27 protein-coding genes are annotated in these 24130 nt (G+C 39.4%); 24 read left to right on the top strand and 3 right to left on the bottom strand.

All coding sequences use genetic code 11. The features are described from left to right. Positions 1-7: 7 nt before the first annotated feature. The 10 genes from pucL (at position 8) to ACWM35_RS16875 (ending at position 8536) form a co-directional block, all read left to right on the top strand. Positions 8-961 (top strand): factor-independent urate hydroxylase, encoded by a 954-nt coding sequence (gene pucL, locus ACWM35_RS16920; RefSeq protein WP_454819994.1) that lies wholly within the window; start codon positions 8-10, stop codon positions 959-961. Then, positions 958-1317, top strand: coding sequence for a hydroxyisourate hydrolase (uraH, locus tag ACWM35_RS16915; protein ID WP_454819993.1), 360 nt, complete (start codon positions 958-960; stop codon positions 1315-1317). Before pucL ends, uraH begins: the two co-directional genes overlap by 4 nt. Before the next feature lie 15 nt (positions 1318-1332). Next, positions 1333-2715, top strand: a complete 1383-nt coding sequence (gene allB, locus ACWM35_RS16910) for an allantoinase AllB (protein WP_454819992.1) — start codon at positions 1333-1335, stop codon at positions 2713-2715. Beyond that, positions 2699-3925, top strand: a complete 1227-nt coding sequence (gene allC / locus ACWM35_RS16905; protein ID WP_454819990.1) for an allantoate deiminase — start codon at positions 2699-2701, stop codon at positions 3923-3925. The genes allB and allC overlap by 17 nt, the downstream gene beginning before the upstream one ends. Before the next feature lie 21 nt (positions 3926-3946). Next, positions 3947-5212 (top strand): ArgE/DapE family deacylase, encoded by a 1266-nt coding sequence (locus ACWM35_RS16900; protein ID WP_454819989.1) that lies wholly within the window; start codon positions 3947-3949, stop codon positions 5210-5212. A gap of 364 nt (positions 5213-5576) precedes the next feature. Continuing rightward, positions 5577-6512 carry a dipeptidase gene (locus tag ACWM35_RS16895; RefSeq protein WP_454819987.1) on the top strand — a complete coding sequence of 312 codons (936 nt, stop codon included), beginning with the start codon at positions 5577-5579 and terminating at the stop codon, positions 6510-6512. Next, complete coding sequence (locus ACWM35_RS16890; protein WP_454819986.1) at positions 6509-7531, top strand: DmpA family aminopeptidase; 1023 nt, start codon at positions 6509-6511, stop codon at positions 7529-7531. The genes ACWM35_RS16895 and ACWM35_RS16890 overlap by 4 nt, the downstream gene beginning before the upstream one ends. Next, positions 7528-7767, top strand: a complete 240-nt coding sequence (locus tag ACWM35_RS16885; protein ID WP_454819985.1) for an excisionase family DNA-binding protein — start codon at positions 7528-7530, stop codon at positions 7765-7767. Before ACWM35_RS16890 ends, ACWM35_RS16885 begins: the two co-directional genes overlap by 4 nt. Positions 7768-7916: 149 nt before the next feature. Continuing rightward, positions 7917-8288: a DUF488 domain-containing protein gene (locus ACWM35_RS16880; RefSeq protein ID WP_454819983.1), complete on the top strand. Its 372-nt coding sequence runs from the start codon at positions 7917-7919 to the stop codon at positions 8286-8288. A 2-nt stretch (positions 8289-8290) separates the two neighbouring features. Next, a complete protein-coding gene (locus ACWM35_RS16875; RefSeq protein ID WP_454819981.1) occupies positions 8291-8536 on the top strand; it encodes a cytoplasmic protein in 246 nt (81 codons plus the stop codon). 27 nt (positions 8537-8563) lie between these two features. On the opposite strand, the gene trhA is transcribed toward ACWM35_RS16875, so the two are convergent. Beyond that, on the bottom strand, positions 8564-9211 hold the full coding sequence (trhA, locus tag ACWM35_RS16870; RefSeq protein ID WP_454819980.1) for a PAQR family membrane homeostasis protein TrhA: 648 nt from the start codon (positions 9209-9211) through the stop codon (positions 8564-8566). Positions 9212-9342: 131 nt separating this feature from the next. On the opposite strand from trhA, the gene ACWM35_RS16865 reads away from it, so the two are divergent. The 9 genes from ACWM35_RS16865 to ACWM35_RS16825 all read left to right on the top strand — a co-directional run bounded on the left by ACWM35_RS16865 (position 9343) and on the right by ACWM35_RS16825 (position 17333). After that, entirely contained in the window at positions 9343-9918 is a 576-nt protein-coding gene (locus ACWM35_RS16865; protein WP_454819978.1) for a DUF1836 domain-containing protein, read from the top strand. Positions 9919-10073: 155 nt separating this feature from the next. Next, a complete protein-coding gene (locus ACWM35_RS16860; protein ID WP_454819977.1) occupies positions 10074-10985 on the top strand; it encodes a dihydrodipicolinate synthase family protein in 912 nt (303 codons plus the stop codon). 4 nt (positions 10986-10989) lie between these two features. After that, positions 10990-11625 (top strand): GDSL-type esterase/lipase family protein, encoded by a 636-nt coding sequence (locus ACWM35_RS16855; RefSeq protein WP_454819976.1) that lies wholly within the window; start codon positions 10990-10992, stop codon positions 11623-11625. A 19-nt stretch (positions 11626-11644) separates the two neighbouring features. After that, the gene (locus ACWM35_RS16850; protein ID WP_454819975.1) at positions 11645-13042 is read left to right on the top strand and encodes an ABC transporter substrate-binding protein; all 1398 of its coding nucleotides are present in this window, start codon (positions 11645-11647) and stop codon (positions 13040-13042) included. 76 nt (positions 13043-13118) lie between these two features. Next, positions 13119-13994 (top strand): carbohydrate ABC transporter permease, encoded by an 876-nt coding sequence (locus ACWM35_RS16845; RefSeq protein ID WP_454819973.1) that lies wholly within the window; start codon positions 13119-13121, stop codon positions 13992-13994. Between the two features lie 12 nt (positions 13995-14006). Next, positions 14007-14855 carry a carbohydrate ABC transporter permease gene (locus ACWM35_RS16840; RefSeq protein WP_454819971.1) on the top strand — a complete coding sequence of 283 codons (849 nt, stop codon included), beginning with the start codon at positions 14007-14009 and terminating at the stop codon, positions 14853-14855. Between the two features lie 14 nt (positions 14856-14869). Further along, positions 14870-15568, top strand: coding sequence for an N-acetylmannosamine-6-phosphate 2-epimerase (locus tag ACWM35_RS16835; RefSeq protein WP_454820092.1), 699 nt, complete (start codon positions 14870-14872; stop codon positions 15566-15568). Between the two features lie 11 nt (positions 15569-15579). After that, positions 15580-16458, top strand: a complete 879-nt coding sequence (locus tag ACWM35_RS16830) for an ROK family protein (RefSeq protein ID WP_454819969.1) — start codon at positions 15580-15582, stop codon at positions 16456-16458. A 20-nt stretch (positions 16459-16478) separates the two neighbouring features. After that, on the top strand, positions 16479-17333 hold the full coding sequence (locus ACWM35_RS16825) for a MurR/RpiR family transcriptional regulator (protein ID WP_454819968.1): 855 nt from the start codon (positions 16479-16481) through the stop codon (positions 17331-17333). A 43-nt stretch (positions 17334-17376) separates the two neighbouring features. Here ACWM35_RS16825 and ACWM35_RS16820 read toward each other — a convergent pair whose 3' ends face one another. Together ACWM35_RS16820 and tnpB are read right to left on the bottom strand one after the other, a co-directional pair. Continuing rightward, positions 17377-18945, bottom strand: coding sequence for a glycosyl hydrolase family 28-related protein (locus ACWM35_RS16820; protein WP_454819966.1), 1569 nt, complete (start codon positions 18943-18945; stop codon positions 17377-17379). A 116-nt stretch (positions 18946-19061) separates the two neighbouring features. Then, positions 19062-20237, bottom strand: a complete 1176-nt coding sequence (gene tnpB / locus ACWM35_RS16815) for an IS200/IS605 family element RNA-guided endonuclease TnpB (RefSeq protein ID WP_454819964.1) — start codon at positions 20235-20237, stop codon at positions 19062-19064. A gap of 456 nt (positions 20238-20693) precedes the next feature. Between tnpB and ACWM35_RS16810 the strand changes: the two genes are divergently transcribed. From ACWM35_RS16810 to ACWM35_RS16790, 5 genes are all read left to right on the top strand, one after another. Then, positions 20694-21272, top strand: coding sequence for an RNA polymerase sigma factor (locus tag ACWM35_RS16810; RefSeq protein WP_454819962.1), 579 nt, complete (start codon positions 20694-20696; stop codon positions 21270-21272). Further along, the gene (locus tag ACWM35_RS16805; protein ID WP_454819960.1) at positions 21262-22365 is read left to right on the top strand and encodes a DUF4030 domain-containing protein; all 1104 of its coding nucleotides are present in this window, start codon (positions 21262-21264) and stop codon (positions 22363-22365) included. The genes ACWM35_RS16810 and ACWM35_RS16805 overlap by 11 nt, the downstream gene beginning before the upstream one ends. A 126-nt stretch (positions 22366-22491) precedes the next feature. Next, entirely contained in the window at positions 22492-22917 is a 426-nt protein-coding gene (locus tag ACWM35_RS16800; protein WP_454819959.1) for a DUF2935 domain-containing protein, read from the top strand. Positions 22918-23113: 196 nt separating this feature from the next. Next, positions 23114-23431: a hypothetical protein gene (locus ACWM35_RS16795; protein ID WP_454819958.1), complete on the top strand. Its 318-nt coding sequence runs from the start codon at positions 23114-23116 to the stop codon at positions 23429-23431. 152 nt (positions 23432-23583) lie between these two features. Further along, positions 23584-23901, top strand: a complete 318-nt coding sequence (locus ACWM35_RS16790) for a DUF3892 domain-containing protein (protein WP_454819957.1) — start codon at positions 23584-23586, stop codon at positions 23899-23901. Positions 23902-24130 lie beyond the last annotated feature (229 nt).

The raw sequence follows: 24130 nt of genomic DNA, 5'->3' as shown, positions 1-24130 counted from the left end.
TTCATCTATGAAAAGAACGATGTGTTATGGCAAAGATGATGTATGGGTTTACCGCACTTATGCTACACCACTTACTTCAGTACGTGATATTCCAGAATCATCCTTTAAGGGTCGAAATAATATTCTTTTTGGAATGAAGGTAAAGGTCGCGGTTGAAGGAGAGGAGTTTTTTCCCTCATTTAAAGACGGTGATAATACGTTAGTAGTAGCAACAGACTCCATGAAAAATTTCATCCTAAAGCATGCCGGAGATTATCAGGGGGCAACACAAGAAGGTTTCCTTGAATTTGTTGGCCGCCGTTTGCTTGAAACGTATTCACAAATGACGGGGGTAACTGTTTCAGGGGAACAAATTTCTTTTGATGAGCTTCCCATTTCAAATCCAGAGGGGGCTGAACCTAGCCCATTGGTATTCCGTTATTCATTAAATGAACAGGCAGCAGCTTCGATTGAAGTGAAACGTTCCAGGGGAGAAATCCTTCTTTCTGATCATTTAAGCAGCTTAAAGGGGTTAAAACTCATAAAGGTAAAGGGAAGTTCGTTTTACGGCTATGTTAAGGATGAATATACGACTTTACCAGAATCCTTTGATCGTCCCTTGTTTATCTATTTGAATATCGACTGGCGATATAACGATTTTGAAGCAGCCAAGGGGAATTCGCAAGCTGGTTATGTAGCAGCAGAACAGGTAAGAGATATTGCTTACACTGTTTTTCATGAAGATAACTCACCATCGATCCAAAACCTCATTTATCGTATCGGCTATCGCATATTAGAAAGGTTCCCGGGACTCGCAGAAGTCAGTTTTGAATCAAATAATCGAACCTGGGAAACGATTTTAGATGAAATTCCTGCCTCAAATGAGGGAAAAGTCTTTACCGAACCTCGCCCTCCGTTTGGTTTTCAACGATTTTCAATGACACAAGAGGACCTCAAAACGGAAGGTGAGCCGCCGAAATGACAGGGAAAATAACGACGCATGTCCTTGATTTGAGTATTGGTCAGCCAGCAAGTGGTATTGCGGTTGAGTTGTGGCAGGTAGAAAAGGAGAACTGTTTTGAATTTTTACAAAAAAGCTATACAAATGAAGATGGACGACTCCCTTTGCCACTTATAGAAGGATCTTCTATGAAAAAAGGAATTTATGAAATTCGTTTTTATGTAGGAGGGTATTACCGGAATCGAGGAGGAAAACTTGAAAGTCCCTCTTTCCTAGATTGTGTCCCGATCCGGTTTGGTATTTCAGAACCTCGCTCCCATTATCATGTACCGCTGCTGATTTCACCGGGTGGCTATAGCACCTATCGTGGAAGTTAAGGGGGAAGCTAGAAGATGACGGTGGTAAGTGTGCAGAACGGGTATGTATTTACTCATGAAGGATTTCGCCATGTCAATATTCGTATTAAGGATGGTCGGATTACCTCTCTCTTTGAAAAAAAAGCAGAACCACCGTTCGAGGAGCCAACTAGGATCATTGATGCCAGCGGTTGTCTTGTTATCCCAGGCTTTATTGATGCTCATGTGCATTTCAATGACCCAGGAAGAACCGAATGGGAAGGGTTTGAAACCGGGACACGGGCAGCAGCGATCGGAGGAACGACCACGATTTTTGATATGCCGCTGAATTCTTCGCCGTCGGTTACAAACCTTGAGGTTTTGCAGAAAAAGAGAGAGCATGTATCCTCCCTTTCCTATATTGATTACGCTTTTTGGGGTGGGATGACACCAGATTCTCTAATAAATAGGGAAGAACTAGCGGCGATGAGTAAGGAAGTGATCGCCTGGAAGGCATTTATGTGTGAAAGCGGAATTGATGATTTTCGTTTCTTATCGCTAGATGATTTGCAAACGGCGATGCAATTAGCGAAAGACCATGATAGAATCCTGGCTCTGCACGCAGAATTAGAGGCTGAGATTCGTAGAAATACAATAATCTATAAAAATATGGATGGACGTCGGGCATTTTTAGCAAGCAGGCCTGTATCAGCAGAAGTGATGGCTGTCAGTCGTGGATTAGAAATGGCTGCTAAATACGGTACGGCAGTCCATTTTGTCCATATCAGTACGAAAAAAGCGGTTGAGCTCATTCAGGAGGCAAAAGGAAGCGGTGTTAAGGTAACGGTTGAAACCTGTCCACATTATTTACTTTTTGATGAAGAAGATTTTGTTCGAACTGGTGCTCTGCTCAAATGTGCTCCGCCTCTTCGTCCGCGGACTGAGGTAGAAGGGTTATGGGAATGTCTAAACAATGGCTGGATTGATACGATTGGTTCCGATCATTCTCCTTGTTTAGCTAGCATGAAAATGAATGCTTCTATTCGGGAAGCGTGGGGAGGAATTCAGGGGATTCAATTTACCTTGCTTGCTTTACTCGATGAGGCGCTAAAAAGAAAGATCCCGCTTAAACAGGTGATTCCTTTAGGAACCTCCAATCCAGCCGACTTATTTGGGATTGCAAGAAATAAAGGGAGAATTCTTCCGGGCTTGGATGCCGATTTCGTACTGATTCGCCTAGATGAAACGACCCATGCGAATAAGAAGTCTTTTGCTTTTCGAAATCCATTTTCGCCCTATGAAAATAGGAAATTTTTATTGAGAGTAAAAAAAACTATTTTACGAGGAAAGATTATTTACGATGATCAAATCGGGGTAACTGCAGAAAAAATCGGCGAGTGCATCCAGCCGAGGGAGGAAGCTTATGGGCCATTTCTCTAATAATATGGCAGAAGCAATTGAGTGGCTGGCTTCATTTGGCGGCGATCCGGATGGTGGAGTGACGCGGAGATTATATTCTCAGGACTGGAAGGATGCTCAGCAAGCTCTTAAGGGCTGGATGGATGCTTTGGGCCTTGCAGCTTATTATGATGGAATTGGTAATTTATTTGGCAGGTTATCTTCAAATGATCCCAATGCTAAGACCATCCTTGTCGGGTCCCATGTGGATACGGTTGAGTCAGGCGGCAAATATGACGGCGCTTATGGAATTTTGGCTGCTATATTAGCGTTAAGTAAACTTCATCAAAAGTATGGTAAACCAAAGGTAAATCTAGAAGTGGTTTCCTTATGTGAAGAGGAAGGAAGCCGTTTTCCTCTCGCCTGCTGGGGTTCAGGGATGGTGACAGGAGCCTATACTTTTCTTGATATAAAGGATGTAAGAGACTCAGATGGGGTTGAGTTTATAACGGCGATGAATGCAGCGGGCTTTGGACTGACAGATCAAGAATATCAGGCACGAGATGACTTACAAGCCTTCATAGAACTCCATATTGAACAAGGACCAACCCTTGAAAAGCTTGAAAAACAAATCGGAATTGTCCAATCGATTGTAGGGCAAAAGCGTTATCGTATTACTGTTAAAGGGGAAACCAATCATGCTGGGACTACCTGGATGAAATGGCGAAAAGATCCCCTGCATGGAGCAGTGAATATGATTCATCATTTATATGAATTATGTAAGGAGTATGATGAGGAACTTGTCACAACCGTGGGCCAGCTTTTTGTTACCCCCAATGTGCCGAATGTCATTCCTGGGGAGGTTGAATTTACAGTCGATGCTAGACACCCAAGAGAATCGATGTTAAACGATTTTTGTGAGCGGTTTGCCAACCGTTTTATTAAAATTGTGGAAGAAATGGGATTAGGCTTAACGCTGAATAAGTGGCATGAGATTGAGCCGGTACCGATGAATACCTCCTTGAATGAAAAGCTTCAGGAAATCTGTGTGAAAAATAACATTTCTTATCAGGTCATGAATAGCGGTGCTGGCCATGACTCCCAGTTGTTTGCCCGAATCTGTCCGGCTGCCATCCTTTTTGTCCCCAGTAAATCAGGAATTAGCCATTCTCCATTTGAATATACTTCGATAGGTGATTTGGAAACGGGACTACAGGTTTTAACTCAATTATTACATCAATTAGCCTACTAGTAAGGATGAGGAGGTTTATAGATGAAACAAGATAAGGAAAGACTGGTGCAATGGGTTCAGGAGAACGAAGTAGATTTGGTTGATTTTTTAAAAAGGCTAGTACAGGTTCCATCCGATAATCCTATGGGAGATTGTTATCCGATTGCGGCATTTTTACACAAACAGCTTGGTGAACTTGGATTTAAAGATGTTTCGCTCCTAGAGGTTGATGATCAAGATGTGAAGGCGACAGGAATGATTAGTTTGGCAAATGTCGTTAGCAGCCATGTTTTTGGTGATGGTAAAGGTTCATGCATAGTGTTAAATGCACATGGTGATGTCGTACCCCCAGGGTTAGGTTGGAGTGTCGATCCGTACGGCGGCGAAATCAAGAATGGGAAGATGTATGGACGCGGTGTCGCCGTTTCTAAGTCAGACATTGCCGCATATACTTTTGCCGTCCTTGCTTTACAAAAAGCTGAATTGGAGAAGAAGATTGAAGGGAAAGTCGACCTTGCCTTTACATTTGATGAGGAAACAGGTGGAGATTTAGGCCCGAAATGGCTGCTGGATCAAGGAGCGATAACGCCAGATCAAGCAATTGTCGCTGGCTTTACGTATGCAGCCGTTAACGCGCATAATGGCTGTTTGCATTTTGAAATCACTGTAACGGGCAAGTCGGCCCATGCTGCACTGCCACATACAGGTATCGATGCTATTGAAGCAGCAACAAGCATCTTAAATGCTTTATATCATTACCGTGAAACACTTGCCGCCAAAAAATCCTCTATACCTGGAATCGATTCTCCTACCTTAAATGTTGGACTAATTTCAGGAGGGATCAATACGAATGTCGTTCCGGATGAGTGCCGGCTAAGGGTCGACCGAAGAGTGATTCCAGAAGAAGACGCCGTGCAGGCTGTAGCGGATTTTATGGAAATTGTCCATAATGCTGTATCAGGAATTGCGGGATTAAAAGTAGAAATTCGAAAAATCCTTCATGCTAAGAGTTTTGGTCCTGTACCTGAGGATTCGCCGTTGATTACGGCATTGACAGCAAACTGGCAATCGCTGATGAAGGATAGAGGCGAATTATCCGTCAACGGGGTTCCCTTATATACCGATGCTCGCCACTTTTTTGCTGAGGGAATTCCGACGATCATGTTTGGCGTCGGCCCAAGAGTAATGGAAGAGGCGAATGGCCATCGAGCAGATGAAAATATCCGTCTCACTGATTTACTGGATGCGACGAAAATCATTGCTTGTACTTTATATGATTTATTGATTGACGAAAAGGAACGAAGCTGAACCCGTTGAGAACTGGGATAATAGATGATTTTCTTTTACAAAAATAGGGTGAAGTTTTTCAAAAATGGACCTACCTTTTACAAAATTGAAGTCACCTTTTACAAAACAGGGTATACCTTTTACAAAATTGAGGTCACCTTTTACAAATCACAGGAAAACTTTTACAAAATCAAAGGCAGCTTATCCTAAATGGTAGAAAAGAGCATAAAAAATCGGCCAGTTAATTAAACAGGGCCGATTTTTTTTGGTATTTAAAGTGGGAAAGGGGGGCTCAGCCGAAAACTTTAACCTTTAAAAAAGATTATACTATGTCATATTGAACAAATTTTTGTGATAAAATTTTCTAAAAAAGGAGACGTACAACATGAATATTATTGATCTCCATTGTGATGCATTACTTAAACTTTGGGAAGGAAAAGGAACGCTGCGGTTTGCCGATGCTCCGGAACTGCACACGAATAAAATGCGCTTATTCCAAGGTCAGATTAAAGTCCAGTGCTTTGCAATTTTTATTGAACCATTGATCCCATCCGACCAAAAATTTCAAGCTGCACTGGAACAAATCGATTATTTTTATAAAGAAGTGCTCGGGAATAATTCGGATATGATACATATAAAAGATTGGTCCGATTTTGATAAGTTGAAGGTCGGACAAATTGGGGCGATGCTGACGCTAGAAGGTGTGGATGCGATAGGGAATGATCTGACGAAACTAAATATCCTTTATCAATTGGGGGTACGTTCCGTTGGACTGACATGGAATAATGCCAATCTGGCTGCGGACGGAGCGGGTGAACCACGCGGCGCCGGGCTTACGCTCTTTGGCAAAGAAATCGTCGAGTTTAATAATAGCAATCAAATACTTACAGATGTCTCTCATTTAAGTGATAAAGGAATCTGGGAGGTTTTAGAATTAGCACATTACCCAATAGCGAGCCATTCCAACGCTAGAGCACTCTGCGATCATCCCCGAAACTTAACCGATGAACAGGCTGTGGCGATGTTTAACAAAAAAGGTTTAATTCATGTGGTGTATTATCCACCGTTTGTTAAGGAAGAGGGAGAAGTGGAGATAACCGATTTGATTAAGCATATTGATCATTTTTGTTCACTCGGCGGAGTGAAGCATCTTGGGTTAGGCTCTGATTTTGATGGGATATCTACCTATATTACAAATTTAGAGGATTCATCCAAAAGTCAAAATCTCATTAATGAACTGTTAAAACACTACAGTGAGGATGAGGTTAGAGGCTTTGCCTCTGAAAACTTCCTAAGATTACGGCCGGGAGCGGGACGATGAAAATAAGAGAAACTGGATTAGGCATTGGAAGTCTGCCAACTGGGGAAAAAAATTGTATTACCGATGTCGATGGAGTCATGGTTGGGCATGTTACTTTGGATTATCCACTGGACGATATTGGGAAAGAGTATGCATGCACAGGAGTTACCGCGATTTTACCGCATAAAGGAAATCTTTTTAAGGGAAAAGTGGCAGCTGCTAGTTATGTCATCAATGGTTTTGGGAAGACGACTGGGCTTGTCCAGGTGGATGAATTAGGGGTTCTAGAGTCGCCGATTATGTTAACCAATACCTTTGGGGTTCCTGCAGTAACCCAGGGGACATTAGAATATATGCTGGGGGAGAATCCAGAGATTGGTGAAACAACGGGTACCATCAATATTGTTGTAGGCGAGTGCAATGACAGTTATTTAAATTCGATTCGAGCTTTTCCGCTAAAGCCGGAGCATGCAATTGAGGCTATAAAATCTGCATCGGATCATCTTGCCGAAGAAGGTGCAGTTGGAGCAGGAAAAGGAATGGTGTGTTTCGGTTATAAGGGCGGAATAGGTTCGTCGTCACGTAAGATTGATGAATATACTATCGGCTGTATCGTTCTGAGCAATTTTGGGAAAACGGAAGAATTCCGAGGGTATTCATCGAAAGAAGGGCTCTCCGAAACAGCAGACGGTTCCATCATCATGGTTTTGGCGACGGATGCCCCGCTGAGTGATCGCCAGCTTCGTCGAGTAGCAAAGCGTTGTGGAATTGGCCTTGGAAGAACCGGAAGCCATTTCAGCCATGGCAGCGGTGATATTGTCATTGCTTTTTCGACTGCAAATAAAATGGATCATTTTGCGGAGGAGATGGTGGAATCCCGGATCCAGCTACGTGAAGACCATCCGATTATGAATAAATTATTTACCGGAGCAGCTGAGGCCGCAGAGGAAGCCATCCTTAACTCGTTGTCACAGGCCGAGACAACAATGGGAAGACATGGGCGGGTAGTCGATAAAATGATATTCAAAAATGAGGAATGAAGGAAATGTATCTAACAATTAAAGAAACAGCAGAATACCTATCAATGGCAGAGGAAACAGTAGAAGCGCTAGTCAAACAAAAGAAAATTCGCGCCGTCTACAACGGTGAACAATACCTAATCAACAAAGACCAATTCACCACCCACCTCAAACAAATGGAAAACTACAAAGAACTCATCCAAGAAATCCTAAGCGAACCCATTCCCGAGGATCTCGATATAAAGGATGAAGATTAGATTCATTCTAAAGTGGTGCCTGGCTACAGAAAGCTATCGCTTTCTGTACGCATTAAGGGAGACTACGCCTATCGGCTATTCTCCCTATTTCACCGCTCGTGGACACTGTCCACCTGAGGCGGACAGTTGCATAAGGGAGGGAAAAAGTGATGCCAGAAATATTTTTGAAGCGGGTTTATGATCCTTATGATGAAACGGATGGGTATCGGATTTTGGTTGATCGGTTGTGGCCACGCGGAATTTCTAAGGAGAATGCGAGGTTGTCAGAGTGGATGAAGGAGATTGCTCCGAGCCCTGATCTTCGTAAGTGGTTTTGTCATAAACCTGAACTATTTGAAGAATTTCGCATGAGGTATGTAAATGAACTGAGGACGGATGAACAGAAGCTTCATTTGATGGATCAAATGATTGGGATGGCTTCACAAGATCGAGTAACTCTTTTATATGGAGCCAAGGATTCGATACATAATCATGCTCTAGTTCTAAAAGAAGAGCTAACCCGAATCACTGAGGAGGGGTAAAGATGGAAGAAAAGTATAGGTTCGCACATAAATTTAGCAGCCATCATAGAGAGCAGTTAGGAAAGGATACGAAATGCGGCTGTTTCTTTTGTTTAGAGGTTTTCAGCCCTACAAAAATTACGGATTGGTGCGATGATGAAGACACGGCCATCTGCCCATATTGTTCGATTGATTCGATCATTGGAGAGAGTTCAGGATATCCAATTACAAAAGAGTTTCTTACAGAAATGAATAAGGTGTGGTTTTAAAAAAAAAGAGACCATAATGGTCTCTTTTTAAATGACAAATAGGTAAACACAGAAGAAATGTGCTAAACTGCCAAGCATGATAAAAATATGGAATATTTCATGGAAGCCCATGTATTTTGACTGAAGAAACTTTGGCTTTGCTCCGTAAATAACCCCTCCTACTGTATAGAAGATCCCACCAAGAATAAGGAGGAACAGCCCCATTTTATCCATACTCCCTGCCAATGGAGAGAAAACAAAAATGATCATCCAGCCCATCGCGATGTATAGGGCTGTTGATATCCAGCGTGGGCAACTAAACCAAACCATCTTGAACACAACGCCGCTTAAAGCAACTGCAGCAATGATGGAAAAAAGAATATTTCCAGTCGTTCCATTTAAGCTTATAAAACAAAACGGCGTATACGTACCGGCGATAAGAACAAATATCATCGAATGATCAAGTCGTCTTAGGAAGGCAATCACATGATCTTTCGCTTTTACCATATGGTAGGTTGCCGACGCAGAATAAAGTAGGATCATGCTGACACCAAAAATGATGACAGCGGCAATCGCCATAGCTGATGACGTGGTGAGAGAAGCTTTGATGACCATTGCTAGAAGTCCGACAAAGGAAAGCAGTGCTCCTGCTAAATGTGTAAGTCCATTAATAGGTTCCCGAATATAATTGTTCATAGAATTAACCTCCCTAAAACACTATGTAGTTTTAATAACTACTTGTAATGATACAGATAAAACAGAACCTAGTCAATAGTTTATATGTCATGTATAATAGATGACATATATAATAGGAGCGGGGTTTTTTTGTGGAAAAAATCAATCAGTTGATCGAACAGCTTGGCTTAGAAGCAAGTCTGACGCTTGAGGATATTCCAGATATTGATTTATACATGGATCAGGTCATTCAGCTTTTTGAAAATAAATTTGCTGAATCGAAGCGTAATGAGGAAGAGAAAGTTCTGACCAAAACAATGATTAATAATTATGCAAAAGGAAAGCTTATCTTTCCAATTAAAAATAAAAAATACTCGAAAGAGCATCTCATCTTAATTAGCTTAATTTATCAGCTAAAAGGGGCGTTATCGATTAATGACATTAAGATAACACTTGATGGGATGAACAAAAAGATCATCAAAGAAGAAGTAGATTTAGATTCTTTTTACGAAAGCTATTTAAAACTAACCGACAAAAATGCAGAAGAGTTTAAAGAAGATATTGAGAAGAGAGTTAATCGGGTAAAAGCTGAATCCTTTGATCCCTATTCCGAGCAAGTTCTCATGATCTCTTCCTTGGTCCATATGAGTAATTTATACCGAAAGATCGCCGAAAAACTTGTTGATGAAATAGATATTGAGAAAGAAGTGAAGCGTCATAGGAGTTAATTCTATGACGCTTTTTAGTTTTTTAACCACGAAATGGTGGAAATTTTTTTCATAAATTTAATAAATAGAGAAAATTATTTACAATATTTTTTTAGTGTGATATATTTCAGTTGTAAGCGGAAACAAATACTAAATCATTTGTGAGGAAGAGATATATGAACTTAGAAAAATTCAAAGGTATTTTTCCTGCATTTTATGCTTGTTACGATGATCAGGGGGAAGTTTCAGAAGAGAGAACAAAAGAATTAGCACAGCACCTTTTAAATAAAGGGATTCAGGGTCTATATGTAGGCGGAAGCTCAGGAGAGTGCATCTATCAAAATCTTGAGGAAAGAAAAGCAACCTTGAAATTTGTTTCACAGTCACTAAAAGGAAAACTCACATTAATTGCCCATGTCGGTGCACCCTCAACAAGAGAAAGTATCATTCTAGCAAAATATGCAGCCGAACTTGGTTATGATGCCTTATCAGCAATCCCTCCAATCTACTTTAAACTTCCAGAAAGCTCCATCCATAAGTATTGGACAGATATCATGGATTCAACAGACCTACCATTTATCATTTACAACATCCCGCAAACAACGGGTTACAGTTTGTCAATGCCGCTTTTTAAAAGATTACTAGAGAATAAAAAGGTAATTGGTGTGAAAAATTCATCTATGCCTGTCTTGGACATTGAAAGGTTTAAGGCTACAGCTGGAGAAGATTTTATCGTCTTTAACGGTCCAGATGAACAATATGCTTCTGGTAGATTAATAGGCGCAGATAGTGGAATTGGTGGAACGTACGGGGCCATGCCTGAGCTCTTCTTAATGGCTGAAAAGTTCGTTTCAAATGGAAATTTTAATGATGCTAGAGGCATTCAACGAGACATCAATGACATTATTATCGCTTTATGCTCACTTAATGGATCTATGTACTCTGCAATCAAAGAAGTCCTTAAATTACGAGGTTTGAATATTGGCAGTGTCAGAGGACCATTAGAGCCGGTAACAGGAGAAGATTTGGCCAAAATTGCTGGGATCAAAGAAATGATTGATGAGGCGATTTTGAAATATGAAGGATAACACAATGAAAAGACGAATCGTGTGCTTCGGCGATTCCAACACCTGGGGATATGATGCGAGAACGCTGGAAAGATTTCCAGAGGGAGTTCGATGGACCAGTCTTCTAGGAGAGGATTTAGGAGATGAGTTTCAAGTTATCGAGGAAGGTTTATCAGGCAGAACAAGTGTAGTGGATGATCCATTATTTGAAGGGTTGAATGGTTTTAGCTATATCCATCCCTGTTTAATGAGTCATGCCCCGTTGGAGATGGTGATTATCATGCTTGGTACAAATGATACGAAGGAAAGATTTTCTCTCACCTCCTATAATATCGCGCAAGGAATCGCAAGACTTGCACAAAAAGCTAAAAACACACCTGTTGGAAAAAAAGGAGCTTTTCCAAAGGTTTTGGTCATTGCACCTCCTCCAATTGGTCAAGAGTACATGGAAACAGATGTAGGAAAATCAATGGGAAGAGATTGTGATCGTAAATCGGAAGAGTTATCCATCCATTTATCAGAGCTCATGAAGATTCAAGGGACAGAATTCCTTGCTACAAAGGGTATCGTTCCGATGAATACGATTGACTATATGCATCTTGATGAGGAAGGACACAGGCTTCTAGCTAAGCTTGTCTTCAATAAAATAAATAAACTATAAAAAGTTAGGGGGAAAATTTATGTTCCAAAAACATTTTAAAGCTTTGACAGCCATTTTCGTACTGGCCCTGGCAATTCTTTCTGGTTGTTCTGGTAAAGAGTCTGAAAAGTCTAGTGGTGATTCTAAATCGAAAGAACAGGTGGAAATCTCCGTTTGGCTAACACCCCAATGGAAAGGGGTAATGGACCCAACTGAGGATGGGGCAGATTACGATAGTTTCTTTAAATATGCCGCCGAAAAATTCTCTAAACAATATAAGGAGCACGACGTAAAGGTAAATGTTCAGGTCGTTGCCGGAGACCAACGGGATGAGTTGTTAAACGTTAATCTTAACGGAGGAACTCCTCCAGATATTTTCTTTGAAAGCGTTTTTGCGATGGGAGATTATGCTCATAGAGGTGCGCTTGTACCATTAAATGACATTGTGGACGAAGATTCTAAGAAAGATATCGCCAAGAATTATTGGGAAAACGTAACTTTTGGTGATGATATCTATTTCTATCCATTTTCACATATGCCAGGAACTTTAGCATACAACGCGGATATGTTTAAGGATGCTGGCCTTGAAGAATTTGTGGGTGAAGAAAATGGAATTAAAACCTGGACGTTGGACGAATATGAACAGATTTTAAATAAGCTAAAAACAGATTTGCCAAAAGACAAATACTCTAATGCTTACCCAATGGCTTTATATGCTCTTAATAATCAGGCTGATACATGGAATCTTGCCTACTTAAGAATGTTTGGAAACAAGTTCTTTGATAAAAAAGGAAATCTAATCATTGATGATGCGAAAGGTGAAAAAGCCGCTGCATGGTTAAAGAAAATTTATGGTGAAGGATTAACCAATCCTGGTGCGGAATCTGTATCGTCTAATGATGCAAACGCTATGTTCCAAAATCAGCAACTGGCAATCAGTTTCACTAACTCCGTATTATTTAACAATGCAAAAGCAGATATGGAGAGCGGTAAGGCACCAAAGTTTGATATAAGACTAGCAAATATTCCATCCGAAAGCGGCGATCCGCTTACTTTCACTTATGTAACCGGTGCTGCTGTATTTAATACAGGTGATGAAACAAGAATGCAAGTGAGTAAGGATTTTGTGAAATTCTTCTCTACAGATGAAGAATTAGTAAAAGCTTCTAAGAATGGTGTTCCAGTTAGAACTTCTGTAGCAGATGAATTTAAAGCGGAAAAACCTTTATTTGAGGCTTATGATGAAAATGCGAAATATCTATTTAACTTTACTGGAAATGTACCAGGATACGGTCAATTGAGACAGGTGTTATATCCAGAGCTTCAGGCGCTTTATACTGGACAAAAATCGGCTGCAGAGGCTGTAAAGGATTATCAGAAAAATGGTAATCAAGTAATCGAGGAATCTAAAGCGAACTCAGTGATCTATAATCAATAACCCTCCATGATAATGACTTAGCTGCTAAAAGCCCCGATTATGGGGCTTAGTAGCTATAGAAAGGTAAGGGATTCCCATGAAAATTAGTAAGGAGTCACTAAAAGAAAATATAACCGGCTATCTGTTTATAGCCCCACAGCTTATCCTTTTTCTTGTTTTTCTTGTCTATCCAATTATTGAAGGGATTCGATTAAGTTTATATCGAATCAATTATCAGCAAGAGACCTTTATCGGTTTTGAAAACTATAGCAGATTGTTTGCAAATCCCGTATTTGTAAAATCGACGATTAACACTGTTATTTTTGTTATATTTATCGTGGCTTTAACAGTCATCTTTTCTCTTTTCGTGGCATCGGCTATTTTTGATAAAAATGCAAAATACGTGTCCTTTATTCGGGGCAGTTATTATATTCCAGTTATGGTTTCCATGGTTGTCATGAGTATGGTTTGGAGCTTTCTCTTAAATCCAGCAAATGGACTGATCCCGTTTGCAGCTAGAAAATTAGAAATAGCATCCGTCAATTTTTTAGGTGATACAAGCTTGGTTCTGCCGGTGATTATTTTCGTTACATTTGCCACTAACGTTGGTCAGGCAATCATTCTTTATATTGCCGCTATGATAGGCGTTCCCAAGGATGTATTTGAAGCAGCAGAGGTTGATGGTGCAAGCAGGCTGAAAGTCATCTTTAAAATTCTTATTCCAATGGTAAAGCCAACCACAATCTACATCATGATTATGAATATTATCGCGGTTTTAAAAATATTTGTCGTGATCCAGCTCTTAACCGGTGGCGGACCAAACAATGCCTCAACCACCCTCATGTATTTTCTCTATAATAATGCTTTTAAATTTAACCAGCTTGGTATAGCTTCTGCTGTTGGTGTCATTATGTTCTTAATTACACTCGTATTATCGATTCCACAGTTAAGAGCGATGTTTAAAAAGGATTAAGGGGGGATAGACATGTTTGGTAAAAAGAATAATAACAAAAAGAAAAAGGAAAAATTTGACATAATTACAAATGTCATCGTCACTTTCTTTGCAGTTTTGAGCCTGTTTCCTCTTTACTGGCTGTTTACCAGTTCATTAAAGAATAGTTCAGATGTTGTAAAAATGCCGCCAGATTGGTTCCCTAAGACATTTACGATTAGTAATTATGTGGATGTCTTTAATAATCAGCCAGCAATTAGATGGGCATTCAATAGTATTTTTGTTTCTCTTATTTCCACTATTGCTCTCATTATTGTAAGCTGCTTAGCGGCATATGCGTTTTCAAAGCTAAAGTTTAAAGGAAAGAATGTTATATTTATTATCTTTATTTCAAGTTTAATGGTTCCAAAAGAAGTGATGATCGTCCCTCTATTTAGAATTATTCAGGACTTTGGGATGGTTAATAGTTTAAGTGGTATGATTTGGCCAAACGTTGCTACAGCCTTTGGAGTATTTATGTTGAAGGGCTTCTTTGATAATATTCCTGATTCTTTAAGAGAATCGGCAAAAATTGATGGAGCAAATGAGTTGACGGTTTTCTATAAAATAATGCTGCCAATGGTGAAGCCAGGGATTGGTGCATTATTTATCCTAAACTTTGTTCAAGTGTGGAATGACTACTTATGGCAACTGGTTGTTGGGCAGGATGAAAATTCTAAAACCTTAATGGTTGGTATTGCTACCTTAATGCAGGATTTGAATCCTAACTTTGCTTATAAGATGGCGGGAGCTACTGTTGCTGCGGTTCCTATGCTTGTGATCTTTATCCTCTTCCAAAGATACTTTACCAGTGGAATTTCGATTGGAGCAGTCAAGGAATAAAATACGGCTTGGAGATGGAAAGCGTGGAAAACAAAGAGAGAGTTTTTGAAAAAATTAATAGAAAACTAGTTGTTTCTTGTCAGGCTTTGCCAGAGGAACCACTTCACAGTCCCTATATAATGGGGAAAATGGCATATGCTGCTGCACTCGGTGGTGCTGCTGCTATTAGGGCAAACAGTGTCGAGGATATTAAAGAGATTAAGACAAATGTTGACCTTCCCATAATAGGTATTATCAAAAAGGTTTATGAAGGTTCGGATGTATTCATCACTCCAACACTGAATGAAATTGAACTTCTTTATCAAGAAGGTGTTGAAATCATTGCCTTAGATGCGACTAAAAGGATTAGACCTGATGGCAAAACGATTAGTGAGGTCTTTCCAAGTATTAGAGAAAAGTATAAAGATCAGATCTTTATGGCCGATTGCTCTACCTATGAGGAAGCAAAGGAAGCCTATCGATTAGGATTTGATTGCCTTGGAACCACTCTAAGTGGCTATACTTCTTATACAAAAGATATTACATTACCTGACTTTGGTTTAATACAAAGATTAGTAAAGGATTTCCCCATCCCCATTATTGCAGAAGGCGGGATTTGGACCCCAGAAGAACTGAAGGAAGTTTTTGATCTTGGAGTCCATACAGCTGTTGTAGGAACGGCGATCACCCGCCCGATGGAGATTACAAAAAGATTAATTACGGCAATAAATTAGAGGTCGAAGAGATGAAAATATTAGCGGCAGATATTGGAGGAACATCCATTAAGCTTTGTATTTCTGACGAAAGAGGGAACATCGAATCTTTTAAAGAATATGAGTCTGAAGCAAAAATGGGTGGAAGGCACTTAGTTGAAAAGTTAATCAATATTATTCATCATTATCAGGGTTTTGAAGCTATTGGCATAAGTACGGCTGGACAGGTTAATAGTGAAGAAGGGTCAATCATTTATGCCAATGAAATTATTCCTAACTATACAGGGACAAAATTGAAGGAAATTTTAGAGGAACGTTTTAGTGTTCCTGTAAAGGTAGAAAACGATGTTAACGCCGCTGCTTTAGGGGAAAAGTATTTTGGAGCAGGGAAGGAATTTAAGGACTTCCTATGTTTAACCTATGGAACAGGCATTGGCGGAGCTATTGTAATGAATGCCGATATTTATAAGGGAAATAATGGAGTTGCAGCTGAATTTGGTCATATGATCACTCACCCGTTGGGGAATAGCTGTAATTGCGGGTATAGAGGATGTTATGAAACTTATGCTTCTACCACGGCCTTAGTAAGAAATGCATTAGAAATCGATCAAAATTGCATGAATGGAAGAATAATTTTTGAAAAAATAAACCAAGGTAATGTAAGATTAAAAGAGGTCCTTGATAATTGGCTTGATGAAGTTGCCTTGGGTCTTGTTTCCTTGATCCATATTTTTAACCCGCCTGCCATTATTATCGGTGGTGGGGTAATGGAACAAAGTAAACTTGTGGAAATGGTTAATAGTAAGGTAAAAGAGTTGGTAATGAAGAGTTTTTCTGACGTTAAAATACTAAAAGCAGCTCTTGGAAATAAAGCGGGAGTTCTTGGTGCAGTTTCTCTTCATTTAAGATAAGAGGTTTGAGAGGTGCTTAGGTGACAAACATCGATATTTTTTCACTAATAAATTCGAGATATAATTCATTCACAAATACAGAAAAAAAGGTAGCTGATTATATTCTAAAAAATACAAAGGACGTAATCTACATGTCAATTACCGACCTTGCAGACTCCTGCAATGTAGGGGAGTCAAGTGTTTTTAGATTTTGTAAAACCATGAATCTTAAAGGCTATCAAGAGTTTAAAATAGCCTTGGCACATAGTATATCTCATGAAGAGGAAACCCCGCAGCTTTCAGGGGAAATCACGATGCAGGATACAATCGGTGAACTGTCTGCCAAGATCTTATCAACTAATGTTAGTGCACTTACAGAGACCTTTAATCTTATCAATGAAAAGGATATATCAAAAGCGATTGATTATATGATTTCGGCTGAAAGAATTCAATTTTTTGGAGTTGGCGCCTCTTTAATGACAGCGATGGAAGCTAAGAATAAGTTTATGAGAATAACGAATAAAACCGAGTGTTCAATTGATTCTCACCTACAAGTTATGTCTGCCGCTCTAATGACCGAGAAGGATGTGGCGGTGCTGATTTCATATTCTGGATCCACTAAGGATACGATTGAAGTGGCAAAAATAGCCAAGGACAGAGGAGCAAAAATAATTTCTATAACGAGATTTGCTAAATCTCCTTTAACGAGCAATTCAGATTTAACCTTGCTTTGTGGTGCGAATGAGGGACCACTCCAAGGTGGAAGCTTATCAGCAAAAATTTCGCAGCTGTATTTATTAGATTTACTTTATGCAGAGTACTTTAAAAGGACCTATAAGGAGTCTATTCTCAATAAAGAAAGTACAGCCAATGCCGTCATTGAGAAATTGCTCTAAATAAATTTACAAAGAACATATGGTTTCGAGCCATATGTTCTTGTTATGTTTGGGGTTGGATTTCATTTATTTCTATTTGAATTTGTTTAATGCTATCTCCAATTTCCATTTCTTTAGGTAAAGAGTGGTCGACCTGAAGATTGCTAATTTGTATGGAATCAGCCTTATTTTCTCCCCCAAAGACTTTAATTCCTGAACCAGCTAGTTTGAAATTTTTAATTGAAATATCATGTAAGTAGATATTTCTAGCACGATATTGTATCGCTATTACTGGGGTGCTTTTGTAATCATAATGAGGGTCACCATTGAGTGTGAAATGATGAATGACAACATTTTTATAAGCAGAAACCACCAAACCACGCGGCGTCGAATTTTGATATAAATCTGTGAAAATCGGTGCGATGGCTGCCAGATTGGTAGCGATTATATTATAGGCTGATTTTGATTCGGTATCGGAACTTTTGTGATGTCCGATATGGCGGAAATTATAGGCGCGATTATCATTCAGCGAGATATGTCCCACGATTTGCACATTAGCGGCTGCCGAAGAATTTTCATGTGCCTTAATTTCCACTCCACCAAAGCATCTTGCTGTCGAATTGTTGACGAGTAGGACATTCTGGGAGCCGTCATCGACTTCAATTCCATTCGAATTGGAAAAACCTTTCTGGTGAGCCCGGCCACTCGGGTCACACATATGAGAATTGGAAATGAAAATATGATCACTATGATGGGTCGTAATTCCATCATCTCCAAAGCCATAGCCAGTAAGCTGATCAAGCCAGATATACTGGCTGCCGCCCTTTGCCCGATATCCGTCGCCAGCATAATTGTATAGTGTGGAGGAAATATCAAAGCAATGGAGTCCGGGATTAATCGCTTCAATATCCTTAACCCAGCCAAAGGTTACATTGGAATAGGTTAAACAACTAGAGTGATTCCCCCATGTACTTGTTTTTTTTACATCTCTGAGCCGCTCCACATTCCAGTCCAAGGTGAGTCCTTGAACGGAAAGATGATGATTTCCTTTCCAATGATTCGCGTTTGTTACCAGCCTTGTTCCTTTAGAAGCTTGGTCATGAAGTTTAATCGTTGTTACTCCTTTTCCTGCGCCAATAAGGGATGTCCACGACGGAAGTCGAATTCCTTTCGTAATATAAACTCCTGGCGGAACGAGTACTTTCATGCGCCCGTTTCCGATTGCTTTTTTAAAAGCAGCGGTATTATCAGTTTGGCCATCCCCAACAGCACCGAAATCGGTTACGTTCACTTCTCTTTTTATGTTCTCCAGGAGCTTAGCGTATTCATCGTCTAGTTTCGTCTTCCATTCAGGAAAAACCATTCCGTTGTGATCGACAACGATTTGCGATGGTTCTAAACGGCGTGTTGGTTTTGCCAGCAAACGAAACATTCCTTCAAGCAACCTCCGGAAAAATGGTACGGATTTGGATTTAGGAATATTTGTCTGAGGAGCAGGCTCATTTGCAAGGCATTGCTCAAATAGCTGTTGGGTTTCTTGAACAGCGGCTTTAATATCTAGTTTCTTTCCGGTGATTTCTTCTAACAGCTTAGCATTATTTCTAGGATCATGGTTTTTATCAAGGTTCAGCATTTGTAATGCCTCCAAAATTTGAAGATGAACTTATTTTGAACTACCCCCGCTTAATTTTCAAACGAAAATTTGAAGTGGGGGATTCCTAAGAACACCAACCTATCGGATGATTATGATTAGGCGATCCCCGCAGTTCCTGCGGTTAGAAGTCTTATCGCTTCATTTTTAAGATTTATTCCTGCATTAATATCCCTTTGATGATGGGCATGGCACTTCGGACATTCCCATTCACGCAATCCGAGATTTTTAACGTCTTTGTTTTTATAGCCACAACACGAACAAAGTTGGCTGGAAGGGAAGTGTGTAGCGACGGTCACGACTTGTTTTCCATACCATTTCGCTTTGTATTCAATCATTGTTTTGAATTGCGACCATGATACTTCACTGATTGCCTTTGCAAGATTATGATTCTTTAGCATGTTAGATACCGACAAGTTTTCCATACCGATGATGTCGTGGTTTTTGACAATTTCGGTTGAAATCTTGTCTAAGGAATCTTTTCTTGCATTTGCTATTCTTTCATGAATGCGTGCTACTTTAACTTTTGCTTTGTACCAGTTCGCACCGCCTGGGGTCCGCCTACTCATGATTCTCTGTGCTTTTATTAATTTTATTTCTAAGGTACGGGAAACCTTTGGATTGGGGTAGATTTTCTCGTCCGAAAGAATGGCAAAGTCCTTTAAGCCCATATCTATACCAATAACGGATTTGGTTTTGGGTAATTCTGTAACCTCTGTTTCTGTTGCTATAGAAACAAAATATTTTCCCGAGGGATTTCGCCTTATAATAGCACTCATGATGCGCCCTTTTACTTCACGACTTTTCGCAAAACGAACAAGACCCAATTTTGGTAACTTAATTTTATTTTCAAAGACTGTGATATTTCCGTTTGTATACTTGGTTGTATAAGATTGGAGGGGGTTCTTTTTAGACTTAAATCGAGGTTGTTTGTTTTGCTTTTTGTAGAATCGTGAATATGAATCAGCTAAGTTTTCAACAGATTTTTGCAAAGAAATGCTATCTACTTCCTTTAAAAAAGGATACTGCTTCTTTAAGTCGGGAAGTGATTTAACCGTTTCGAATTTATTTAAGCAGGTTCCTTTCCAGTTGTTCGCTGGAATTTGACCGTTTTGAACCATTTCTTCGACAAAAGACCAATATGCATCTTTCTCTTTTTGTTTACCTAAAAAGAAGTTGAAAACAAACCTTGAACAGCCTATGGTCTTATTAATGAGTTCAACCTGATTTTTACTAGGATAGATCCTAAATTTGAAGGCTTTATATCTTAACAAAATATTCACCTCTCTATCAAAGGAACATTTGTTCTAATTGTATCATAATGAGAGGCTTTTGGCTAGCGCCAACCGACATTCATCTCCCTCCTACTCATTGGGCTACGCCCTTCTCATTCCTTGAGGTGGGAGTCTTCTGTCGGGAAATTATAAGATTAATTTTTCGCGATTGCTATTTATATTTTGGAAAACAGGAGCGAGTCAAATCACTTTAAAAGCAAAGTTTGCTACTAAAGGGGAGTCCGCCAAACGCCCGAAAAACAAAAAGAGGAGAACTACGGTCGAATGGTGATACATAAGTGGATAATAGTGAGGGAGCGCTTGAAAATTAAAGCAGCTGTTCCTTCACCAAACCATCAATTTTAAAAAAGTTGCTGGATTTTTTTGCAAAAGTGAAACCAACAAGGCACTACTATACGACATACTAGTGAGCTCAATGAAACGGAGGTACCTCACTTGAACAATGAACAAATATGGATGAACCGAATCAGAGGTGGAGATCAAGAGGCATTTAGTCTATTAGTAGAGCCCTTTTTGTCCTCGGCCTATAAAACAGCATATCTTGTGCTGCGGTCCAAAGAACTAGCAGAAGATGCTGTCCAAAATGCACTTGAGGATTGTTATATAAGTATCATGCGAAGTAAGGATATTCGAAATTTTAAAGCATGGTTTTACCGGCTGGTGTATTCGCGCTCAATTGATGTTTACCGAAAATATAATAGAAATTCTGCTGCCGATATTGAGGGGAATCCGGAGGCAAATGTAAAAATGAAATCTAATTCCGCCCAACAGGAAGCCATCCAAAAAGAAAATAAAAATGAAATACTCAGATACATCATGAATTTAACTGATGACCAAAGAGTGCCGATTCTTCTATTCTACTTTGAAGACATGTCGGTTAAAGAAATCAGTCTTATACTCAATGAAAATACCAATACCATTAAAACACGCTTGTCTCGTGGAAGAAAAAAACTCGCAGATTTGATGCAGGGTAATAGTAAATTTCGAATGGAGGAGAAGTCTTATGGCATATAAAAAGAACACTTCATTGGATCAGTTAGAAGTTCCTGTATCTCTAGAAAGATTTACAAAAGAACTGCCACAGCGTTTCGAAAAAGGAGAATTTGACGAAAGTAGATTGGAACATGTTGATAGAGAACTTGCTAATTTTAATAAAAGTATGAAAAAACAGTGGACGATTGGAAAAAGAGTCGGTGCATTTACCTTTGCAGCGGCAGCCAGTTTCTTATTATTTGTTGGATCGGGCTTCGTTTCACCGGCAATGGCAAAAATGATCGCCAAAATTCCGCCGCTAAATTCTATTTTTGAAAAATACACTGTCAATCTTTCTGAGCAAATCACACAGGAATTAAAGAAGGAAGGATATCCTGTTAAAGAAGTCACTGAACTTGTTGGCGGAAAAAATGAGGGAGTTTATATCAAGCTTGATGCACCCGAGGAAAAGATAAAGGAAATGAAGACAGGAATTGAACAAATTGCCTATGGTATTCTCAAAGGCGGAGAAAATAAGGGAACTAGGGTAGAAGATTATTTTGTAAAAATAATAAAACATAGAGAGCCTTCGGAAAAGTGGAAAATGCAACAGGAAGCTCAAGATAAAGCAAGTGAGGAAGTACATGCTATCATTGAACCAATCTTAAATGCCCACGGTATAATGGGCGGCTATGGTTTCGGCCCTGAAACAGTTGAACTAGAATTTCCTAGTAGTGAGAGTCAAGAGAAAATTGATGGAATCAAGCATGAACTGGAGGCTGCGTTGAAGGCTGGTGGAAAAGACTCGATAACTATAAATATTAGAAAGTATAATCTTGCAAAAAGACAACAGTATGACCGCTGGACGGAAGCAGTATCTGCCATCGGTCATGAATTTAGAACCTATAAAAAATATCAAGTTTCTAGTGTAGGTTACCAGAGTAAAGATGGTCTAATGCGGATTCTTATCAAAATAAAGCTTAAGAGCACAGACCCAAAGGCAGCAGAACTGGCTTCAGACCTAAATACGATGATTGAAGACTTTATCAAGTCCCCTGATATATGGGAAAAGGTGAAAGAAGATCCCTATGAAATCGTCATCACTGGCAAGGATAAAAAACAAATTAATAAATAGCTTCATGGAAACAGGAATGGTTTGCCGTACAATACTTGAGTGAGGTACGGCAAACCACCGAGTTCTACATCCACATCCTTTGCAATATGCATGGAATGATGAAATTAAAAGGATGGAGGATGAAAGATGCAGTATTATTATGGGAACCAGATGCCGCTCCGCGTTCTCGATGAGGCTGAGTTTTGGAAACATCAGGAGGAAGAACATACAGTAGTCATTAGGGAACTAGTAAAAGATTTGGAACAAGAATATGTAAATGCATTAAAGGAATGGGAAAAGGCATTTGCTGAAGCACATCACCGGGTAATTAGATATATTGAAACGGTTAACCGTTCTAATGGACAGATATCTCAAGAACTTTACCAAGATGTTTTACAGCTCATATCGTTTTGCTTACAGCAGAGTCAACAATTTATAAACCTTTGTCGTACACTTATGGAGAAAAGTAAGCCAATTAGCACGAATCCAACTGCTAAAGTTGTGTTGAATCATATTATTGTTGAATCAGAGTATTTTATTGGAGTTGCCCAGACGATTTTATATCAGAAGTGAATTTTTTAATTAAATCCTTAATATGAAAGGACAAAAAGAGGCGATGCATGGAGCATTGCTTTTTCTTTTGATTATCTTTAATAAATTCAGAAGTTAGTCACATTTTTGAGGTTCCATGTTATTTTAATCACACTTTAACGGAACTTTTGTAGGTAAAATTTTAATGAAATCAAACTTAATGCTGGGAGGTTATCTGATGTTTACCTTGATGATTTTCGTATTAATCGCTGTTACATTGATTTTGTTGAGTATTTTTGCTGTCGGACTTTCTGAATTACATAAGCAAGAACAGGAAGATAAAAAGAATATGGTCCGAGAAGGCATTGAAGGTTATTTGGATCAGATTTTTGGGTACGGGTTAGCTAAAATATTCAAATCAATCTATGATGCCGATGGTAATCTAGGTTATGTCGTTTATTTGCCGCAGTACGAATGGTTCAAATCCCCCAATTATAAATGGTTTGAAGTGTTTGAAACGAATCATGGCTATCAGCATGTTGAAATCAACAGATAAGGAAGACGTGAACACCCCAAGGAAATATATTTCCTGGGGTGTTTTTATGTTTGCTTACTACAGCTGGTTATGAATTGTATTGAAATCGTGTGTTTTAGAATATTTTTTACACTATTAAACAAAATACTAACATACGTTCGGAGGTGATTGTTATGGAGGAACAAAAGGATTTTGAACAAATATATCGGCAATATAAGCAACAAGGTGAACAACAGGCACAGCTTGAGGGCGGAGAAGGTAATGTTAATGGAAAAGAAGCATTTGTTGCCGTTAGAAAAAACAATGATGGTGACATTATTGCTTTCAAAACAAGCTCTGGTCGTGAATTGGATTACATCACCGCTTTAAGCGAAGCAAAAGCTGGAGCGATTGCCCATGTCGATGTTTTCCACAAATACGGCAGAGATATTATCCGCAGCGAGCCCGATGGAATAAAAGAAAACAATCTTGACCAATTACCTGAATTTTAAACAAGACTAAGGCCGGCTGAAATTTTATATTCCCGGCCTGATTTTATATCTATTGTCACCTATCCTTTGAATTAGAAAAAAGGTTTTTTTCCAATTCAGTGGAATATAAATAATCATTAGGTACCTATAATGTGGAAAGCCTAAGTTGATTTTTGAGGTGATTTTGATGTTCTTTCTTTTTCTGACTGGGATGCTCATATCTTTTGTAGTTGGCACTACTTTCTTAGTA

It is taken from the genome of Neobacillus sp. K501, from assembly GCF_053749995.1.
The sequence above is the reverse complement of the archived record's forward strand: the minus strand, read 5'-3'. Positions and strand labels throughout refer to the sequence as shown.

Bases quoted from the DNA above. Each gene is read 5' to 3' on its own strand.
- ACWM35_RS16880 (WP_454819983.1), top strand. From the start codon at position 7,917: ATGCCAGAAATATTTTTGAAGCGGGTTTATGATCCTTATGATGAAACG.
- allB (WP_454819992.1), top strand. From the start codon at position 1,333: ATGACGGTGGTAAGTGTGCAGAACGGGTATGTATTTACTCATGAAGGA.
- ACWM35_RS16885 (WP_454819985.1), top strand. From the start codon at position 7,528: ATGAAGGAAATGTATCTAACAATTAAAGAAACAGCAGAATACCTATCA.
- ACWM35_RS16800 (WP_454819959.1), top strand. From the start codon at position 22,492: ATGCAGTATTATTATGGGAACCAGATGCCGCTCCGCGTTCTCGATGAG.
- ACWM35_RS16890 (WP_454819986.1), top strand. From the start codon at position 6,509: ATGAAAATAAGAGAAACTGGATTAGGCATTGGAAGTCTGCCAACTGGG.
- ACWM35_RS16860 (WP_454819977.1), top strand. From the start codon at position 10,074: ATGAACTTAGAAAAATTCAAAGGTATTTTTCCTGCATTTTATGCTTGT.
- allC (WP_454819990.1), top strand. From the start codon at position 2,699: ATGGGCCATTTCTCTAATAATATGGCAGAAGCAATTGAGTGGCTGGCT.
- ACWM35_RS16845 (WP_454819973.1), top strand. From the start codon at position 13,119: ATGAAAATTAGTAAGGAGTCACTAAAAGAAAATATAACCGGCTATCTG.
- ACWM35_RS16855 (WP_454819976.1), top strand. From the start codon at position 10,990: ATGAAAAGACGAATCGTGTGCTTCGGCGATTCCAACACCTGGGGATAT.
- ACWM35_RS16840 (WP_454819971.1), top strand. From the start codon at position 14,007: ATGTTTGGTAAAAAGAATAATAACAAAAAGAAAAAGGAAAAATTTGAC.
- ACWM35_RS16895 (WP_454819987.1), top strand. From the start codon at position 5,577: ATGAATATTATTGATCTCCATTGTGATGCATTACTTAAACTTTGGGAA.
- ACWM35_RS16830 (WP_454819969.1), top strand. From the start codon at position 15,580: ATGAAAATATTAGCGGCAGATATTGGAGGAACATCCATTAAGCTTTGT.
- ACWM35_RS16900 (WP_454819989.1), top strand. From the start codon at position 3,947: ATGAAACAAGATAAGGAAAGACTGGTGCAATGGGTTCAGGAGAACGAA.
- uraH (WP_454819993.1), top strand. From the start codon at position 958: ATGACAGGGAAAATAACGACGCATGTCCTTGATTTGAGTATTGGTCAG.
- ACWM35_RS16805 (WP_454819960.1), top strand. From the start codon at position 21,262: ATGGCATATAAAAAGAACACTTCATTGGATCAGTTAGAAGTTCCTGTA.
- trhA (WP_454819980.1), bottom strand. From the start codon at position 9,211: ATGAACAATTATATTCGGGAACCTATTAATGGACTTACACATTTAGCA.
- ACWM35_RS16795 (WP_454819958.1), top strand. From the start codon at position 23,114: ATGTTTACCTTGATGATTTTCGTATTAATCGCTGTTACATTGATTTTG.
- ACWM35_RS16820 (WP_454819966.1), bottom strand. From the start codon at position 18,945: ATGCTGAACCTTGATAAAAACCATGATCCTAGAAATAATGCTAAGCTG.
- ACWM35_RS16835 (WP_454820092.1), top strand. From the start codon at position 14,870: ATGGAAAGCGTGGAAAACAAAGAGAGAGTTTTTGAAAAAATTAATAGA.
- pucL (WP_454819994.1), top strand. From the start codon at position 8: ATGAAAAGAACGATGTGTTATGGCAAAGATGATGTATGGGTTTACCGC.
- ACWM35_RS16875 (WP_454819981.1), top strand. From the start codon at position 8,291: ATGGAAGAAAAGTATAGGTTCGCACATAAATTTAGCAGCCATCATAGA.
- ACWM35_RS16850 (WP_454819975.1), top strand. From the start codon at position 11,645: ATGTTCCAAAAACATTTTAAAGCTTTGACAGCCATTTTCGTACTGGCC.
- ACWM35_RS16790 (WP_454819957.1), top strand. From the start codon at position 23,584: ATGGAGGAACAAAAGGATTTTGAACAAATATATCGGCAATATAAGCAA.